18 protein-coding genes and 1 pseudogene are annotated in these 17,672 nt (G+C 60.6%); 10 read left to right on the top strand and 9 right to left on the bottom strand.

From position 1 onward, the window contains the following. Window positions 1–29: 29 nt before the first annotated feature. A complete protein-coding gene (locus EIY72_RS26860) occupies window positions 30–626 on the bottom strand; it encodes a DJ-1/PfpI family protein (protein WP_093222468.1) in 597 nt (198 codons plus the stop codon). A 265-nt stretch (window positions 627–891) separates the two neighbouring features. On the opposite strand from EIY72_RS26860, the gene EIY72_RS26855 reads away from it, so the two are divergent. From EIY72_RS26855 to EIY72_RS26830, 6 genes and pseudogenes are all read left to right on the top strand, one after another. Further along, entirely contained in the window at window positions 892–1,239 is a 348-nt protein-coding gene (locus EIY72_RS26855) for a metalloregulator ArsR/SmtB family transcription factor (RefSeq protein WP_093222472.1), read from the top strand. A 23-nt stretch (window positions 1,240–1,262) separates the two neighbouring features. Further along, the gene (locus EIY72_RS26850) at window positions 1,263–2,546 is read left to right on the top strand and encodes an arsenic transporter (protein WP_093222477.1); all 1,284 of its coding nucleotides are present in this window, start codon (window positions 1,263–1,265) and stop codon (window positions 2,544–2,546) included. Between the two features lie 27 nt (window positions 2,547–2,573). Beyond that, complete coding sequence (locus tag EIY72_RS26845; protein WP_093222482.1) at window positions 2,574–3,044, top strand: arsenate reductase ArsC; 471 nt, start codon at window positions 2,574–2,576, stop codon at window positions 3,042–3,044. Window positions 3,045–3,056: 12 nt separating this feature from the next. Continuing rightward, a complete protein-coding gene (arsH, locus tag EIY72_RS26840) occupies window positions 3,057–3,758 on the top strand; it encodes an arsenical resistance protein ArsH (protein WP_093222487.1) in 702 nt (233 codons plus the stop codon). Between the two features lie 6 nt (window positions 3,759–3,764). Next, a pseudogene (locus EIY72_RS26835) lies at window positions 3,765–4,082 on the top strand (N-acetyltransferase family protein); the annotation flags it as partial. Window positions 4,083–4,202: 120 nt separating this feature from the next. After that, window positions 4,203–5,051, top strand: a complete 849-nt coding sequence (locus EIY72_RS26830; protein WP_231985566.1) for a lipid-binding SYLF domain-containing protein — start codon at window positions 4,203–4,205, stop codon at window positions 5,049–5,051. 148 nt (window positions 5,052–5,199) lie between these two features. Here EIY72_RS26830 and EIY72_RS26825 read toward each other — a convergent pair whose 3' ends face one another. Next, window positions 5,200–6,441, bottom strand: coding sequence for an NADH:flavin oxidoreductase (locus EIY72_RS26825; RefSeq protein WP_093222496.1), 1,242 nt, complete (start codon window positions 6,439–6,441; stop codon window positions 5,200–5,202). Between the two features lie 253 nt (window positions 6,442–6,694). Between EIY72_RS26825 and EIY72_RS26820 the strand changes: the two genes are divergently transcribed. After that, window positions 6,695–7,216 carry a MarR family winged helix-turn-helix transcriptional regulator gene (locus tag EIY72_RS26820; RefSeq protein WP_093222500.1) on the top strand — a complete coding sequence of 174 codons (522 nt, stop codon included), beginning with the start codon at window positions 6,695–6,697 and terminating at the stop codon, window positions 7,214–7,216. Beyond that, window positions 7,213–8,415: an FAD-dependent monooxygenase gene (locus tag EIY72_RS26815; RefSeq protein WP_093222503.1), complete on the top strand. Its 1,203-nt coding sequence runs from the start codon at window positions 7,213–7,215 to the stop codon at window positions 8,413–8,415. The genes EIY72_RS26820 and EIY72_RS26815 overlap by 4 nt, the downstream gene beginning before the upstream one ends. Before the next feature lie 129 nt (window positions 8,416–8,544). On the opposite strand, the gene EIY72_RS26810 is transcribed toward EIY72_RS26815, so the two are convergent. The 4 genes from EIY72_RS26810 to EIY72_RS26795 all read right to left on the bottom strand — a co-directional run bounded on the left by EIY72_RS26810 (window position 8,545) and on the right by EIY72_RS26795 (window position 13,474). Next, a complete protein-coding gene (locus EIY72_RS26810; RefSeq protein WP_093222508.1) occupies window positions 8,545–9,840 on the bottom strand; it encodes a DUF1254 domain-containing protein in 1,296 nt (431 codons plus the stop codon). Between the two features lie 63 nt (window positions 9,841–9,903). Beyond that, window positions 9,904–11,373 (bottom strand): DUF1254 domain-containing protein, encoded by a 1,470-nt coding sequence (locus EIY72_RS26805; RefSeq protein ID WP_231985567.1) that lies wholly within the window; start codon window positions 11,371–11,373, stop codon window positions 9,904–9,906. A gap of 246 nt (window positions 11,374–11,619) precedes the next feature. After that, entirely contained in the window at window positions 11,620–12,426 is an 807-nt protein-coding gene (locus EIY72_RS26800; protein ID WP_093222517.1) for a lytic transglycosylase domain-containing protein, read from the bottom strand. A 136-nt stretch (window positions 12,427–12,562) separates the two neighbouring features. After that, complete coding sequence (locus tag EIY72_RS26795) at window positions 12,563–13,474, bottom strand: LysR family transcriptional regulator (RefSeq protein ID WP_093222522.1); 912 nt, start codon at window positions 13,472–13,474, stop codon at window positions 12,563–12,565. 109 nt (window positions 13,475–13,583) lie between these two features. On the opposite strand from EIY72_RS26795, the gene EIY72_RS26790 reads away from it, so the two are divergent. Both EIY72_RS26790 and EIY72_RS26785 read left to right on the top strand, forming a co-directional pair. After that, window positions 13,584–14,699: an alkene reductase gene (locus EIY72_RS26790; RefSeq protein ID WP_093222527.1), complete on the top strand. Its 1,116-nt coding sequence runs from the start codon at window positions 13,584–13,586 to the stop codon at window positions 14,697–14,699. After that, window positions 14,687–15,226: an ester cyclase gene (locus EIY72_RS26785; protein WP_093222531.1), complete on the top strand. Its 540-nt coding sequence runs from the start codon at window positions 14,687–14,689 to the stop codon at window positions 15,224–15,226. The genes EIY72_RS26790 and EIY72_RS26785 overlap by 13 nt, the downstream gene beginning before the upstream one ends. Here EIY72_RS26785 and EIY72_RS26780 read toward each other — a convergent pair. The 3 genes from EIY72_RS26780 to EIY72_RS26770 all read right to left on the bottom strand — a co-directional run bounded on the left by EIY72_RS26780 (window position 15,220) and on the right by EIY72_RS26770 (window position 17,668). After that, on the bottom strand, window positions 15,220–15,612 hold the full coding sequence (locus tag EIY72_RS26780; RefSeq protein ID WP_093222536.1) for a cytochrome c3 family protein: 393 nt from the start codon (window positions 15,610–15,612) through the stop codon (window positions 15,220–15,222). The two genes, EIY72_RS26785 and EIY72_RS26780, sit on opposite strands and share 7 nt — an antisense overlap. Next, on the bottom strand, window positions 15,609–16,319 hold the full coding sequence (locus tag EIY72_RS26775; RefSeq protein WP_093222540.1) for a ferric reductase-like transmembrane domain-containing protein: 711 nt from the start codon (window positions 16,317–16,319) through the stop codon (window positions 15,609–15,611). The genes EIY72_RS26780 and EIY72_RS26775 overlap by 4 nt, the downstream gene beginning before the upstream one ends. 191 nt (window positions 16,320–16,510) lie before the next feature. Next, window positions 16,511–17,668 (bottom strand): MFS transporter, encoded by a 1,158-nt coding sequence (locus EIY72_RS26770; protein ID WP_093222544.1) that lies wholly within the window; start codon window positions 17,666–17,668, stop codon window positions 16,511–16,513. Window positions 17,669–17,672: the final 4 nt, after the last annotated feature.

The raw sequence follows: 17,672 nt of genomic DNA, 5'->3' as shown, positions 1-17,672 counted from the left end.
ACTGCCTACAGCGAACGGCAGCAACCAGGTTAAAGAAACCGCGAAATGTTGCTCATCGCACGCTCTATGTACAGGTCCTTTTCTCCCACCGGGGCCACGTAATGAAGCGCGCTGCGAGCAGCCTCTTCACCTGCCAGGCGTGAAATGAACCAGGCGGCCAGATACTGCGAAGCCAGGCAACCGCCAGCCGTCGCGACATTACCCTTGGCCACGAATGGCTGATTGAGTACCGCCACACCGGCCTCTTCGACCCATGGCTTGGAGATCAGATCGGTGCAGGCCGGAACGTCGTCAAGCAGGCCGAGCTTTGCAAGTATCAGCGTGCCCGAGCATTGGGCGCCCAGAAGCTGGCGATTCGGATCGAGCTTCAGTCGAGACATGAGTGCGTCGTCCGCGACGACATCGCGCGTCAGTCGCCCGCTACCCACCAGCACTGCATCCGCGCCGCAAGCGTCCTCCAGGGAAACCTGCGCCTCGACTCTCAAGCCATTCATCGAGAGCACATGCTCTGCCGGGCTGGCGATAGACACTCGCCAATCAGGTCGTTGAACCCGGTTGAGAATGCTGAACGCAATGAGCGAATCGAGTTCGTTGAAACCTTCGAAGGTAAGAATGGCAATGTGCATGGTGAACCTCGCGCCGGAGAAGTCGTGAGGCCAATCGTATTATCGACAAACCAATACATTCAAAAAATTGTATTGGATACATTTAACTGACGGTAACGGCGCGCTGCCATTGGGCATGACTCTGGAGCGTCAGCTGTTGGATGTGGATTTCGATCCTTCGCGACGGGTTGAAACCGGCCAGAAGCGGTCCTGCACCAATAAATGATTTGCCTTAAACATATGGATATCCGTATATTTGATTATCCATATGTAAAAGGTCCCCGGCATGATCACCCCTCCGGAAGTCTTCAAAAGCCTCGCTGACGAAACCCGAGCCCGCGCCACTTTGCTGATCGCCAATCAGGGCGAGCTGTGCGTCTGCGAACTGATGTGCGCCCTCGACGACAGCCAGCCGAAGATCAGTCGCCACCTTGCCCAACTGCGCAGCAGCGGCTTGCTGCTGGATCGTCGCCAGGGTCAATGGGTTTACTACCGCCTCAATCCGGATCTCCCCGCCTGGGTGCACGAGATGCTCCAGGTAACGCTGCAGGCCAACACACAGTGGCTGCAGAACAACGCTTCCCGCCTGCAGAACATGGATGGACGTCCTGTCCGCGATGCTGCCTGTTGCTGATCCCCTGGACGAGTGAGCTTTCAATGCTGGTCGCCATAGCTGTTTTCGTGTTCACCCTCATTCTGGTCATCTGGCAACCCAAGGACCTCGGTGTTGGCTGGAGCGCTACGATAGGCGCGGTCATTGCCCTGTTGGTCGGCGCGGTGTCGCTGCAGGACATTCCCACGGTGTGGGCCATCGTCTGGAACGCCACCGCCACGTTCATCGCCGTCATCGTCATCAGTCTGTTGCTGGATGAGGCGGGTTTCTTCGAATGGGCTGCCCTGCATGTGGCGCGCTGGGCCAATGGCAGCGGCTACCGCCTGTTCGCGTTCTGCGTGCTGCTGGGTGCGGCTGTCTCTGCGTTGTTTGCCAATGACGGCGCGGCGCTGATCCTCACGCCCATCGTCATGTCCATGCTGGTGGCGTTGCGCTTTTCCCCTGCCGCAACCCTGGCTTTTGTCATGGCCGCTGGTTTCATCGCCGACACCGCCAGTCTGCCGCTGGTGGTGTCCAACCTGGTGAACATCGTCTCTGCCGATTACTTCAAGCTGGGCTTCGCCGAGTATGCCTCGGTGATGGTGCCGGTGAACCTGGCCAGCGTCGCCGCCACCTTGCTGGTGCTCTTTGTGTATTTCCGCCGCGATCTGCCGCAGCGCTATGCCGTCGAGACACTGCCGGAACCTGAATCAGCCATTCGCGACCGAGCGACGTTCATCGTTGGCTGGTGGACATTGCTGGTCTTGCTGGTAGGCCTTTTCGCCCTGGAGCCCCTTGGCATTCCCATCAGTGCGGTCGCGGCAGTTTGTGCGGCAATCCTCTTTGCCGTCGCCGCCAAAGGCCACAGGATTTCCACTCGCCGCGTATTGCGCGAAGCCCCGTGGCAGGTGGTGGTGTTTTCCCTGGGCATGTACCTGGTGGTGTACGGCCTGAAAAACGCCGGACTGACGGATGCACTCACCCACGTGCTCGACCGGCTGGCCGAACAGGGTCTTTGGAGCGCCGCCATTGGCACAGGGCTGTTGTCCGCGTTGCTGTCGTCGGTGATGAACAACATGCCCAGCGTACTGATCGGCGCGCTGTCCATTCAAGCCAGCGGCGCTGAGGGACTGGTTCGCGAGGCGATGATCTACGCCAACGTCATTGGTTGCGATCTGGGCCCGAAAATCACCCCCATCGGCAGCCTTGCCACGCTGCTCTGGCTGCATGTGCTGGAGCGCAAGGGCATGCGCATCACCTGGGGTTACTACTTCAAGGTCGGCATCCTGCTGACCCTGCCGGTTCTGTTGATCACCCTCTCGGCGCTTGCCTTGCGCCTGAGCCTTTGATGTCCGCCAAGGCGGAAGGAGCAATCCATGCGAGTCCTGTTCATGTGCACGGCCAACAGCTGCCGCAGCATCCTTTCCGAAGCCCTGTTCAATCACCTGGCACCGCAGGGATTCGAAGCGGTGAGCTCCGGCAGCTTTCCCAAAGGGCAAGTGCTGCCCCGCAGCCTGACCACGCTGCAGCAAGCCGGAATCTCCGTTGACGGCTTGAGTAGCAAAGGCAATGACGCCTTCGAGGACAACCTGCCGGATATCGTCATCACCGTGTGCGACAAGGCCGCCGGCGAAAGCTGCCCGGTGTATTTCGGCCCGGCGCTGAAAGCCCATTGGGGCCTGGAAGACCCTTCCGACGTGGTCGGCGACGAAGCAACCGTCGACGCCGCTTTCCGCGCCACGCTGGCGCACATCGAGCAACGCTGCAAAGCCTTCCTCGCCCTGCCCTTCAACAGCCTCAGCCGTGATGAACTCAAGCGCGAGCTGGATCGAATCGGCGCTCTTTGAGCCGGAGTATGTATGTCAGAGCAACTGCCCAACCTTGACCTTTCCTTGTTCGACGATGTGCAGATCGCGCCCCGGCCGGGCGAGCACAAACCGCGCATCCTGTTGCTGTACGGATCGACCCGCGAACGCTCGTTCAGCCGTCTGCTGGTCGAAGAAGCCGCGCGCCTGCTGGAGCACTTTGGCGCAGAGACTCGCATCTTCAATCCGTCCGGCTTACCACTGCCGGACGATGCACCGGTAGATCATCCCAAGGTGCAAGAACTGCGCGATCTGGTGCTGTGGTCGGAAGGCCAGGTCTGGTGTTCGCCGGAACGCCACGGTGCGATGTCCGCCGTGTTCAAGGCGCAGATCGACTGGATTCCTCTGGAGCTGGGCGCAGTTCGCCCAACCCAGGGCAAGACCCTGGCGGTCATGCAGGTCTGCGGCGGTTCCCAATCATTCAACGTGGTCAATCAACTGCGTGTGCTGGGTCGCTGGATGCGCATGTTCACCATCCCTAATCAGTCCTCGGTACCGAAGGCTTACATGGAGTTCGACGAAGCCGGCCGGATGAAACCTTCGGCGTTCTATGACCGGGTGGTCGACGTGATGGAAGAGCTGGTGAAGTTCACCGTGCTGCTGCGTGACCGCCAGGATTTTCTGGTGAATCGCTACTCGGAACGCAAAGAGAGCGCCGAACAGCTCATGGCGCGGGTCAATCAGCGTTCAATCTGAGGCGAACGTCGCACTGGCGTGGGGCGTCGACTCTATGACGTGCTGCTGCCCCTCCTCGCTCGGCAGGGTTATCGCTCAGCCTATGCGGGTATTTCCCAACCGAATCCGGATAGCGTCGGGCTGCACGAACGACTTGGTTATCAACACATCGGCACCTATCCGAAGGTCGGCTATAAGCTTGGTCAGTGGCACGATGTCGGCTACTGGCACCTTGAACTGGAAGCGAGAACATGCCCGCCAAGTGAAATCCGCCCGTATTCGCAAATAACGGATTGTGCGTCAGCTCTTGGCTGTGTACTCAACCGGTCGACGCAACAAGACTGAATTCTGTGTGAGCAGAAGGGTTGCAGAAAAAGCAAAGCCCCGAAGGTTCGCGGCTTCGGGGCTTCTATTTTCGCCTCCATCCCTTAATGTCTGGCGAACGTGGCGCGAAGATTACCAGTCATGTATTTGCGCATCACTACTGCGATAGGTGGATTGTGTTCCGTTGAAAAGACGGCCCAGAGAGGACGCAAGCTGTTCAAAACCACTGCGATCTACTTGGGTATTGCCGCGCCGATCCGCAGCGTTCATCGCATCGTATTTGACCAAACGCCTGGCCGGGCTAAAGTCCAGTTGTTTGTGAGCACGATGCATCAAAGGTCGGACCTGTCAGACGTCAATCAGCAATGGCTGTCGTCATGCAGGCTCATCAGTGGCGGGGGTAGAAAAAGAGTATTCCTCATGATCAAACACCTGCAAATAATGGCATTGGTTTCTATCTTCGCGATCGCAGCGGGGTGCCAAACGAATCAATCGACTTCCGCCGCTGATGTGAAGGCCGAGAACGCTCAGATGGATCAGGAGGCTAAAGCGGCGTTAAAAAGTTTATATACCAGTACGCCGCAGGCGCGTGTCCTGGCGCAGAAGGCCAAGGGCATCCTTGTTTTCCCGGACGTGCTGAAAGCGGGTCTCATCGTCGGGGCACAGCATGGCCAGGGCGAATTGATCGAGAACGGCAAGGTCACGGGATACTTCTCGACCACTGCAGCCTCATACGGTCTTCAGGCGGGTGCGCAGAAGTTTGGTTACGTGATGTTCTTCATGACCTATTCAGCGATGAACGATCTGAAAAGTGTCAATGGCTTTGAGGTCGGCGTGGGCCCAAGCATTGTTGTCGTAGATTCAGGCGCGGCCAAGTCGCTGACGACGGCAACGGCTCAGTCCGATGTCTATGCGTTCATCTTTGATCAAAAGGGCCTGATGGCCGGGCTGGGACTGCAGGGTTCAAAAATTACCAGGCTCGATCGCTGAGCCATCGGCCGGTCGCTTCAGCTGGAGGCTCGTGGGACAACCAACGAGCCTCCTCGCTGCCGTCAGAAATTGCGCGGGCCGCGGGCCTGCTGGTTATCACTCGAGAGATGTTGCTTGAGTGTTGGCCGCCGAAGCGACGCGTACAACATCAGGTCGCGGCGCCCTGGCTATTGAGCTGTGGGTCACCGGGTTGCCCCAATACACATGAGGTGCCGCCCGGGGTGTACATCATTGCCACGCAGCGATTGCACGCGGTGCAGATCGAATCGCGACTGACGCCCGATTGCAGTTTGTTGACATAGTCGTGCTCGGCGATCAGCACGCGCCCAAGGGCCACTGCATCGAAGCCCTCGCCCATCAGGTTGTCGATTCCGGCCAGGCTTTTGGCGCCGCCCAGGTAAGCCAGCGGCATCTTCACTGCCGCCCGGACCTTGCGCGCATGCTCGAGCAGGTACAGCTCGTGAAACGCCACCTTGGGTTCGATCAAGCCCTGGATGAACAGGCCGGCGGCGACGATCGGGTTGCGCACGGTGACACGGTTTTCCTTGGGAAAGGAGGAGCCGAACATGGTGGTCGCCGACTCGACGTTCATCCCCGCGCTCAACACCAGCAGGTGTGCGCCCTCCCGTTCGAGGATGCGGGCGATGGCGGCACCGTCCTCGGCGGTATGGCCGGACCGCACGCCCTCGGTGATGCTGAACTTGCACACCACCGCCAGCTCCTTGCCCACCGCATCGAGCACCCTGCGCAATACAAGGCTGGGGAAGCGCAGGCGATTGTCCAGGCTGCCGCCATAGGGGTCGCGGCGCTTGTTGTACAACGGCGAGATGAACTGGCTGAGCAGATAGCCATGGCCCATGTGCAGTTCAACCGCATCGAAGCCGGCTTCGCGAGCCAGTCGCGCGCCGCGCACGAACTCGTCGGCGACCCGGTGCATGTCGGCTTCGGTCATCGCCTGCTTGCGGAACATGCCACTGAGAATGCCGACCTTGTTGAAGCCACCGCTGGCCGATAGCGGACGGGCACTCTGTTGCGGCTGCAGGAAGGTGAAACAGCCGCCGTGAGTGATCTGTGCCGAGGCTGCGGCGCCATGGCGGTGCACGGTGTCGGTGAGCACGCGCAGGTGCGCAAGGCTTTCGCGGTCGAGGACGATCTGGTTCGGCAGAGTGCAGCCGTCCGGGCTGACGGCGCAGTAGGCCAATGTGGTCATGCCCACGCCACCGGCAGCGATGTCGCCATGGAATTTGGCCAGTTGTTTGCTCGGGACGCCGCCGGGGGACATGCCCTCGTTGGTGGCGGACTTGATGAAGCGGTTGCGCAGTGTCAGCGGGCCGATGGTCAGCGGGCTGAAGGGGGACGGCGCATTGGCCTGAACGTTGTGGTCCTGCATGGCGGATCCTTTGTTGTTCTAATTATCGGTGGCGTGGCGCCTGCCTGGGAACTGGCAGGATTGTTCTCCTTCCCTTCCGGCAGCAACATCGTCCGACTGGACTAGGGCGCGGGACGGTGGCGCTTGGCGAAACGTCTCAACGCCTGATCCTGGCCGAACTCCGCCATTTTATCTCGCCCCAGAAAACTAGCTAAGCAAGTTAGCTATGTGCTAACTTGCCCCATCACCCCATGGATCCCGGACACCCCCTCCAATGAAGTTGCCCCCTCCCCCAGCGCCTGCAACCGAAGATCCGCGCAACCTGCAAATCGCCAGTGACACCGTCGCCCAGCAATTGCAACAGATCGCGATTCTGACCCGCAAAGCAGCCGGCCATCTGGGCACGGTTCTGGGCATCAATCAGACTGACGTGGCGGCGCTGGAGCACCTGATCACTGACGGACCACTGCCACCCACCGAGCTTGCTTCGCGTCTTGGCGTGACCACCGCCGGCATTACCCAGGTCATCGACCGACTGGAGCGTGCAGGGCATGTAGTGCGAGAGCGCCAACTCGATGACAAGCGCCGGGTGCTGGTGTGTCCTGTGCCTGACTCAGTGGCGCGGACTTATCGGCATATTTCGCCGATGCTCGAGGGTCTGGGCGCTGTACTTGGCGCACTGGGCGGTCAGGACCGGGCCGTGGTCGAGGCGTTTCTCGGGCAGGTGATCGAGGTCTACCGCAGCACTTTGCCAGGCAACACCGGGCCCGTTTCCAACCCACAGGACTCGCGATGAAAGCCGCAAAAGTGCTGGTGACCGGGGCAAGCATCGTCGGCCCTGCCCTGGCTTATTGGCTGTCCCGACAGGGCATGGATGTCACCGTGGTCGAGAAGGCGCCGGAGTTTCGCGATGGCGGGCAGACCATCGATGTGCGTGGTGCCGGTCGCCTCGTCGTTCAGCGCATGGGCCTGGAGGAGCGGATCCGGGCGAACACCACCGCTGAACAGGGCGTCGCCTTTGTCGATCAGGACAACCGGACCCGGGCTTTCATCGATGTGAACGCCTTTGACGGTAACGGGCCTATTGCCGAACTTGAGATCCTGCGCGGCGAACTCGCCCGGCTGTTGATCGAGCACAGCGAGGATCGGGTCACCTATCGATTTGGCGACAGCGTTGACACCATCGAGGACGATGGCGAGCAAGTGCACGTGCGCTTCGCACAGGGCAGCGAGCAGGTTTACGATCTGCTGATTGTCGCCGAAGGCATAGGTTCGACGACGCGCAACCAGGTATTTGGCGACGAAGTCCGGCGCCGCCCGCTGAATCTCTACACCGCCTATTTCACCCTGCCCCGGCAGCCAAGCGATGCTCAGGTCATGCGCTGGCACAACATCCCTGGCGGTCGTTGTGTCTGTTTGCGCCCGGATAACCTGGGCACCACCCGCGCCTTTTTATCCTTTCAACAAGCGCCGAGCGGATACGAAAAACTCGCCAGGGATGAGCAGATATCGTTGCTCAGGACACTCTTTGCCGACGCCGGTTGGGAGACGCCCCGCGTACTTGCCGCGCTGGAGGATGCCACCGACCTCTATCTGGACGCGGTCGGTCAGGTGAAGATGCCCCGCTGGTCCAAGGGACGCGTCGCTCTGGTGGGTGACGCCGCCTATTGTGCCTCGCCCATCAGCGGCATGGGTACCAGCCTGGGGTTGTGCGGCGCTTATGTGCTGGCGGGCGAACTGGGTCGCCACGCCGACCATGGCAATGCGTTCGCCGCTTACGAAAGACGCATGCGCCCTTACGTGACGCAGGCGCAAAGCGTACCCGGCTTCGCGCCGAGGCTGGCTTCGCCGCATTCACGGCTTGGCATCACTATTGGCCACGCGGTCTTGAGGATGGCGAACGCGCCGGGACTGAAGAAATGCTTCGCAAAAATGCTGTCGCCAAAGGCGGACGCGATCGAGCTGCCGGATTATGAGGCGCAGCGGCGGACCTAGGCTCGAGTATCCGCCATTGGTTGCAGCGTCATGACGGACTGCAACCGCTGCCTGTCAGGCACTCGATTCCATAGAGCAATGGGACGGGTTCAATTGCCCTCCCGGATGGGAGGGCAAAAACCTGAACCGTCAGTGTGAGGTCACTTCGATAGGCGGGAACTTGTAGCTACCTTCTTGCACCGCCTTGCTCGGGCCATAAAGGCGCATCACGATGTACGCGTCTTTTTCCGGAATTGGCAGGTAGTTAGGATTGCTCTCGTCACCCTTGGCGCTCAACTCGATGGTGTAGTTGCCATCGGCATCGGGCTTCAGCGTGCGGTCACCACGGCTGTGGCGGTTGATCGCGTTGTGGGCCATGAAACGGTTATCCGCGGCGTACACCGTGAAAGACCAGAACTGGCTGACATCCGGCGCCTTGAAGGTGATGCGGTATGTCTTGCCATTGGCACCGTTGATGTTTTTTCCATCGCTGGCAGTGCCTTCCTTGAGATAGACACTTTCGTCCGGTGGCAGGCCCCATTGCCCGACGTAGGTCCCTACGGCGAACAGGTCGCGAGCACCGTCACCCAATTGTTCGCGGGTGCCCAAAGACTTGGCGGACGTCAGCAGGTTCGGCGCCAGTTCCTCGATGTGCTTCTTGCCCAGCGCTTCTCCTTTCTTCGCGGCTGCCAGTTGTTCTTTGCTGAAGTTTTCCTTGCAGGGTTCCAGCCCGATCGCCTTGTATTGATCCAGCCATTTCTTGTCGGCCTTGCCCATGGTCCCGTCGCACAGGACGAAGTTGACGCGTTGCAGCCAATTGGTCTTCGCCGGGTCCAGGTAGGTTCGTTCCTTGGCCTTGGGGCCGGGCTCGCCCAGGTAGGCGGAGAGCGTGCGGACGTTCCAGTCATCCATGTAGCCAAGCGCTTTCTTCTGATCCTCTGGGTCGGTGGCCATGATCCGGCCCATCAACTTCACCAGGTTGGAGTCGAGGCGGATCACTTCGGTGACGCTGGCCGGCACTTCGCCTTTCCAATCCTGCGAGGCAAACATGAAGTGGCCGCCCTTGGTTCCGCGGGTGCGCGAACCGATCATGGAGGTCGTGTAGTGGCCCATGTCCATGGTGTGCAGAATCCAGTAGCGCCCCTTATCCATGTCCGGCACGCTGATGATCACCGGTTCTGCGGCCACATCGAGCCAGCCTTGCAGGTGCAAGGTGTCATTGTTGATGGTCGGGTGATCGGTGTAGGTGTCATCGGCCAGGTGGCGGATGTTCTGGAAACGGTTGAGCGGCGTGTGGGTCTTGACTGCCGTCTCATAGAAGAATTTGTAGGCCTCATCAATGGAATAGCCGTAGATATAAGCGTCTTCGGCCAGCTTGTCCGGGATTTGCGCAAAGGCCGGCACGGCCAGGGCCAGCAGGGCTGCGCCAAGCAACATCGGTTTCATCGAGACTCCTTTGGACTGGCGGGCCAGTCCTGTCGTTTGGTTATCGAAAGTGGCTGACAGTACTCAGGGGTTAACCCGTTCAAAGTCGGGGAGTTTGAAGGTCTTGTTGTTGAACGCTTCGGTGGGGCCATAGAAACGCATGGCCGGCAATGGGCGCTTGCCCGAGGTGGGAATCCAGTTGGCTTCCTCGCCCGACGGAGCCGTCGGCCCGACATAGATCGTCACGCCGCCATCGGCATTCTTCTTCATCTTCTCGACATCGAACGACGACAGCGTGGTGCGGTTGCTGTCGCTGTAGATGAACGAGAAGGTGGCACGGTCATAGACCGTCAGTGCCCAGAACTGCTTGACCGGCATGTCCTTGGGCACATCGAGTTTGTAAAGCTGGCCGGCTTCCAGCGGTTTCCCGTCCTTGTCAGCCATCGCCATCTGGTAGGAAGTGGCCGGCGAGTCGCTGAGTACCTTGGGCATGTAGGTGCACCAGAAGTATTCCGCCGCGCGCTCGGTCAGGTCGATCCGGTCGTCGTAGATGAAATTGAACTTGCGGTTGGCATCTGGCTGCAACAGCGAGACGTAGTGCCGGTCTGGCCAATACACGCGCTTGGACATCTCGGTGTCGAACCATTGCTGGAGGTAGAACCAGGCATCGATTGCCGCCTGGTGCATGGCCCGTTTCGCGGTCTCGTCTGGCGCGAAGGGTTTGCCTTTGACGATGCCCAGGGACGACAACATGCCCATCATGACTTTGTCGTGTTCACGCACCGGCTCAACGCTCATGATCGCGTGCATGTCCTCGAAATGACGTTCGTCGTAGAACGGCAGCGTCGGATAGCGTTCATGGGCGGGGTCGATGAACTTCTGCTGAGGGGGTGACTTGGCCTCGGACAGGTAGTACATGCGCAAGCGTTTGGCGTAGGCGTAGGCATCCTTGGCACTCTTGCCCGGTGGCGGAACGGAACGGAATGCGAGGGCTATCCGATAGTTCGGGGACACCACGTGGATATAACCCTTGGGTACTTCACCCTTGTAGTCCGGTGCAGTGAACAGGTACTTGCCACCTTGGCCTTTGTCGAGCCCGGCCGGACCGACGTCGGCGATCGTGAGCTGCCAGGCATCCACCACCTGGCCGTACAGGCTACCCTCGGCACTTGCCTTGGGGATCTCCAGGACCACAGGCCCTTTACGCAGATCGGTATAGGCGGCGATGTAGGGTGTGGTGCTGTTGGCGGTAATGGCTTCGAGCTGAGGAGTGGCCGTTGCCGAATAGGCAATGATGTCGTTGTCCTTGTAGCCCAGGTCCTTCTCGGCAGCACGGCGGAATGAGTAGATGGCGATGGCGGGCATGTTCCACAGGATGGCTTCAAACGCACGCTGGTACTTGATCTGGTAGTCGAAATCCTTGACCGAAGGAGCCGAACCCTGGGGCGGTTGACCACCCAACGGCTCGGTTGCCGCCTGGGCACTGGCCATGACACAAGTGGCAATCGCCGTCGCCAGCAGGCACGGCAGCAGGCGAGTGGTCATTCGAGTCATCAATAAATTCACTCCTTTCATTGGAAACTCCTGAAGGGCAAACAAGACATCCCGTAAACCTCAAAGGTTGCGAACTCGAAGGGTTGGCACAAGCCGCGATACTGTCGGGTGGTAGACGTACCGCAAAGCTCTGGAATGAGCTTGAAGCAGTGTAGTAAAGGATTTCAGGAGTGGTGAGGAACGTTCTCTTTTTGGCTGTGGATTCAACCCGAACATGACCTGTCGAGGGTCACGCGTCTCAGGGAACTAGCGATGATTACGATACCGCTCGGTCAACGACTGTACCCGGGTGACGTAGGATCTCGTCTCGGCATAGGGCGGCACACCGTTGTACTCGTCCACCGACGCTTCGCCGGCGTTGTAACCGGCCAACGCCAGCATCTGGTTGCCGTTGAAGCGCTTGAGCAGCCAGGCCAGGTAGCGCACGCCACCGCGAATGTTCTGTTGGGCGTTGAACGGGTCGCTCACGGCGAAACGCTCGGCAGTGGCCGGCATCAACTGCATCAGGCCCTGGGCGCCGGCTTCGGAAATGGCGTTGGGGCGAAACGCCGATTCGGCATGCATCACCGCGCGCACCAGCGCCCTGTCGACGCCATAATGATCGGCGGCGGATTCGATCTCGCGTCGATAGGACTGGGTGTCCAGGCGCAATGAGGCGACTTTGAAATCCTTCGGCATCATGCACAGGTAGCAATCCTTGATGTAGTACACCTCAAGAACATCGACCCGCGTGTTGATCCCGACGGGGCGCCGGCTCACATACTGACGCACGCCCTTGTACATGAAGGTCCAGACCCGAATCCGCATCGCGCCGGCATCGTCGTTGCCTACCACCCGAGGCTGGTTCGTGGCCTTGGCGCCGACCTTGCTGCCCTCGGTGCCATTGACGCGAGTGCAATGGGCCTTGGCAATGGCCTGACTGCTGTAGCTGACGACTCCGTTCACGGTTTGGCACTTGAACATGGCGCTGGCGCACAGTGGCGTGACCAGCAAGGCCAGCTTGATGCCACCAAGCAGTCCCTTGCGAGCCCATCGCCATGCGCTGCCATTCATCCCATCGCTCCGCGCTGCTGGCGCCGATCAGGTCTGGCGCGCCTTTGCTCTGATAGTTATACCCCTACTGATTGGCCTTGGAATTTGTGTTGACGTACGGCCCCAGGCAAGCCACAGGGCCGTCGGCCTGTGCGTTTTACAGGGCCATCTCACGGGAAGCTTGTTCGAACCGTTCGCCGAGGAAATCCAGCAATGCCCGCACCCGTGGCGCCAGATAGCGACTGCCGGGGTAAAGCGCGTGCACCGGCGCTTCGACCGAATGCCATTGCGGCAGCACCAGGCTCAAGTGCCCCGCCGCCAGGTCCGCACTCACATCCCAGATCGACTTGAGCACGATGCCGTGACCGTCAATCGCCCATTGCCGGGCCAGCGCGCCGTCGTTGGTCTCACGGGCAGCCTCCAGGGGCACCTTGAACAGCAGCGTTTCGTCGCCACGGTGCAAGCGCCACTCACTGGACCATCCCGACTGACCGGCGACGATGTGATCGAAGTCGGTCAGCTGCTGCGGGTGTTGCGGCGCGCCCTTGCGTTGCAGATAGCCTGGCGCGGCGCACAGCACCCGGCGATTGGCTGCCAGCGGCCTTGCGATCAGCGAACTGTCGGGCGGCACACCGAAGCGAATCACCAGGTCAACATCATCGGCGATCAAGTGCGACAGCGAGTCGGACAGTTGCAGAGCGAGCACCACCTGCGGATAGCGCGCAGTGAACTCATCGAGCCAGCCATTCAACACATGGCGGCCGAAATCCGAAGTGGCGGACACGCGGATCTTGCCGCGAATTTCGCTTTTTTCTGCCGACAATGCTGCTCGTGCATCATCCAGTGCCTGCAAGGCCAGTCGGCAATGCTCCAGGTAAATCCGCCCCTCGTCAGTCAACCTCAACTGGCGCGTGGTGCGTTCGAACAGCCGCGTGGCAAGCGACGTCTCAAGCTTGAGCAAACGGGCGCTGGCAGCCGCAGGCGACAGTCCCAACTTGCGCCCTGCCGCTGACAGCCCGCCCAGTTGGGCCGCTTCGACAAACAGGCGGATGGCTTCAAGGTTGTCCATCATTCTTCCATTTTTTTTGAAAATCCATCAAAGACTAGCCCAATTATCAAATCAGAAGCGCGGTCGCAGACTGAGCCCATCTACTCTCATCCGCTCAGGAACCGACACCATGACCAGCTTGTTTACCCCGATAACCTTTGCAGGCCTGAACGCCCCCCACCGGGTCGTGATGGCGCCCATGACTCGCGCACGCAGCAGCCAGCCTGGCGACATTCCCAACAGCCTCAATGCGCAGTACTACGCCCAACGTGCCTCGGCGGCATTGATCGTCACCGAAGCCGCGCAGATTTCCCCGCAAGGCAAGGGTTACTCCTTTACCCCCGGCATCCACACCGAAGCGCAGGTGCAAGGCTGGCAGGGTGTGACCGAGGCGGTGCATGCCGAAGGCGGGCGAATTTTCCTGCAGCTTTGGCATGTCGGGCGCCTGTCGCACCCGGACTTTCATCAAGGTCAATTGCCGGTAGCGCCGTCGGCAGAACCTTTCGTTGGGCAGATCTGGAAAGTCGACCCCGCCACCGGTCAGGGCGCGATGTTCGATTGTCCGACACCGCGGGCACTGACCCGGGCCGAGATCGCGCAGATCGTCGACGACTTTCGGCAGGCTGCTCGCCGGGCGATACGTGCCGGTTTCGATGGCGTGGAGATCCATGGCGCCAACGGTTATCTGCTGGACCAGTTCTTGCGCACCACGTCGAACAAGCGCACCGATGAATACGGTGGCTCACGCGGCAACCGCCTGCGTTTTCTCAAGGAAGTGGTCGACGCGGTCAGCGATGAAGTCGGCGTCGAACGCACTGCCATCCGCCTGGCACCGTTTCTGACCGCCCGTGGCATGGATTGCCCGGACATCCTGCCGACCATTCTCGAAGCGACCGAGTACCTGCAGGCCAAGGGGATCGGCTATCTGCATCTGGTCGAAGCGGACTGGGACGATGCGCCGGTGTTCACCGAGTCATTCCGCCAGGCGATTCGCCAGCGCTTCACCCGCCCGATCATCGTCGCCGGCAACTACGATCGCGAGCGTGCTGAATGGGTCATCGGCAAGGGCTATGCAGACCTCGTGGCCTTCGGCAGGCCCTTCGTGGGCAACCCCGATTTGCCCCTGCGCCTGGCGCAAGACTTGCCATTGACCGCACTGGATCCCGCCACGCTGTTTGGCGGCTCGGCACAGGGTTACAGCGACTATCCGCACACTACCCGCGGAGAAACCGAATGCGCCGTTTGATCTCCGGCCTGGTGGCCGCAGTCGCCACCGCCACCGTGCTAGTCCAGCCAGCGTTCGCCGCGTCCACGCTGATCAGCCCGAAAGTGCTGATCAGCGATCCGGCCGGCAAACCTGAACAGGTCCAGGCGCAGACCCTCGCGGCGCGGCGTTACGCAACCTTCTGGTCGTCCGGCGATCCAGCCCTGGCCCGCGAGGCACTGGCGACGGATTTCACCGACCGCACCCTGCCCCCAGGCCGGGCCCAGGGCATAGCCGGACCGCTGGCGGCGTCCACGGCGTTCCATGCGGCCGTGCCCGACCTGAAGTGCGACGTCGAGCAGATGATCGTCAGCGCTGACCGGGTGATCTCACACCTGCACTTCACAGGACACTTCACCGGCACGTTCAATGGTGTGAAAGGACAAGGCCAGGCAGTGAACTTCATCGCCACTGACATCTACCGTATTGCCGATGGCAGGATTGCCGAAAACTGGCACCTGGAAGACAACCTGACGTTCCTGCAGCAAATCGGCGTTGTGGCTCACTGAACCAGACGGTCCGGTTCCGCCACGCTGAACACGGGGGGTGCATGACAGCGTTGACACTCACGCACAGGTCCGGCCGGGTGAAACGCCCTGACCTGTTGCAAGTGGCAATCGCGGCACAGGGCATGGAAGTCTTGCTCGATGCGCAGTGCCAGCGCCGGCGACTTTTTGTGGCACAGCAGGCAGGTACGCTCACCCGAAGGGGGTGACGGCGAGTGATCGGCGTAGTCATGGTGGCAGGTCAGGCAGCTGACCTTGCCATGTACCTGATGGTTGAAATCGAGCGGCAGCAATGGGCGCTCTCGCACCAGCGCGGCATGGCCGGTAACGACCGCATATCCAAGCGCAGCTGTCAGGATCAGCCACCCTGGCCAGCGTGTGCACTTCATAACGGCAAGTCGCTGTTGGCCAGTAGCGAGTAGCCGACCGCCAGGGCCAGCGCGAAGAGCGCCATACCCATACTCAGGCGACTGGCAAGAATGGCCGTGTTTCGCCGTCTTGGTCCGTTTTCACGGGGTGGTGATGGGCGCGCAAGCAGTGGTTTGATGATCGCGGCGGCCATCAGCACCGCCCAAAACAGCGCTTTCCAAAGCCCTGCAGTGTAGAAGCCGACGCCGATGATGTGCACCGCCATCAACAACAGCATCAGCACGCACAACCGGTAATGCCAGGTTTTGAATCGCCGGTGATTACGCCATATTTTCTTGCGCACACCCGCCAGACTGGTGGGCACCAGAACGATCAGCAGCAGCGTTGCCAGGGTGCCACTGAGCATGGGCCATGTGGCTGAAGGCTTGAGGTAGTCGATGACCAGGGGTTCGCTCACCAGCAGAACGCCGATGTGCAGGGCCAAAAGCAGCGCGGCTGCGTAGCTCAAGTCCCGGTGCAGGTTCATGAAGAACTTGCCGTCGTAAAAAGGCTGGGAAAGCGGTCGGCCACTGTAGAAAAACAGTGCCGCCAGGAGCAGACCGGAAAAAAAACCGGCCGCATTGGCGAAATCCCAAACCGGGTTGATACCGGGCATCGCCTGGGTCAGGAATAACAGCACAAATGGCAGGGTGTACAGGACAGCCAGGCGAAAAATGAGCTGAACCATGCCCGGCCTCCTCCTTGAAAAACACCCTCGACAATGGGCTTTTTCGCTGGATTATCGCCGGGCACGCTGACAGGCTTTGGTGTATGGGTGCCAAACGTGTTGTTGTCCGTGACAGGTTACCGAGGTACCGGGCTGATGACCGGTCCAGCCACAATCCGCACAGTGATATCGCAACGCTTCAGCCCCCCGAGTCACGGAACCTGAACAACGGCAGCAGGTACGCGTTTGCTGTCACTGACCAGGCAAACCACCAGCGCCGCGACGCCTATGCCGAACAGGTACAGCGCCTGCCGTCCCCAGTGCTCCATCAAGGCACCGGCCAGCAACGGGCCGATGGTTGCGCCGATACCGAAGGTCACCAACAGCACCCCGGCTACGGACACACGCAACTCTGGCTCGAGATTGTCATTGGCGTGCACAACGCCCAGCGGGTACAGGCAGAACTGCAGGAAGCCGATGACGGCGCCCGTCAGCATCACCCAGCCCGGTGCCGGGGCCTGCAGGAAGGCCAGCGGCAGGTAGGCGACGCAGAGCGCAATGGCCGTCAGGCGAATCAGGCTGACGCGGGAAAAGCGGTCCGACAGCCTGCCCAGAGGTAATTGCGCCAGGAGCCCGGCGGCGATGGTCAGTGCCATGAACTGGCCAACTTGTGCAGGGTTGAAGCCCGATTGCGCAGCGAAAATCGGGGTCAGGCCATAGAAACAACCGTTAAGTACCCCCGAGGCGAGAATGGTGCCCAACGATTGCGGCAATCGCCGAACATATTGCATGAAGCTGACGCGAACCTGGCTGACGGGACTGGGTTGCACGCCTCGGTGCAAGGCCATCGGCATCAAGCCGATGGCAAAAGCGATGGCCACCCCGGACAACACCAGCGCATCGAGGCCGTTGCCAAAACCCAGCAGCAGTTGCCCCAGCATCATGCCGACGTAGCTGGCGACCATGTACAGCGACATGGCACCACCACGCCGCTCCCCCGGCGCACAATCGTTGAGCCAGCTTTCGATGACCATCAGTTGGCACATCATCGCCACTCCGACGACGAACCTCAGCACCAGCCACAGCGTCAGCCACTCACTCAACTGGTGGCTGAGCACCGCGGTGACGATCACCCCCGCACTGACCACGAATGCCCGTACGTGCGAGACCCGGCCGATCAGCCAGTAACCGACGCGTCCCCCCAGCACCATCCCCAACGCATTGGCGGCCATCAGCGCACCGCCCCAGAACTCGGCGATCCCGGCGGCGTCCAGGCGCAAGGCCAGATAGGTCATCAGCAGGCTGGACCCCAGCTGCATCAACAGCGCCGCCGCATAAATCGTTGCAAACACCTTGGTGAGCGCAAACATGTTG

Origin of the sequence: Pseudomonas vancouverensis, assembly GCF_004348895.1 — a bacterium.
Classification (GTDB): domain Bacteria; phylum Pseudomonadota; class Gammaproteobacteria; order Pseudomonadales; family Pseudomonadaceae; genus Aquipseudomonas; species Aquipseudomonas vancouverensis.
This window is presented reverse-complemented; position numbering and strand designations above follow the sequence as displayed.